We start from the raw sequence: 229 nt of genomic DNA, 5'->3' as shown, positions 1-229 counted from the left end.
CCTTTACAACCTTTCTTTCTCTTTCATCTTTATCATCAAAAGCATTGGTAATATCACCTTTATTAAGACCAGCCAGTTCATAGCTGATAGTTCCAGGTACAGTTTCTCTTTCTATTTTGCTTGAACCGTCTGCACCCGTAATTACCCCTGCGTTAAATTTTGTTCTTTTATCATCAGAAAACTTAAAAGCGGCATCTTTAAAACTTATTTTACCATTAATAATCAATCC

1 protein-coding gene is annotated in these 229 nt (G+C 34.1%); it reads right to left on the bottom strand.

All coding sequences use genetic code 11. The features are described 5' to 3' along the window. Positions 1 to 229, bottom strand: a 229-nt coding sequence (locus ACR9ZK_RS23895; RefSeq protein WP_481344378.1) for a hypothetical protein, incomplete at both ends; no start/stop codon positions are given.

The sequence above is a fragment of the Monashia sp. HAY1-5C genome (assembly GCF_056755255.1).
The sequence above is the reverse complement of the archived record's forward strand: the minus strand, read 5'-3'. Positions and strand labels throughout refer to the sequence as shown.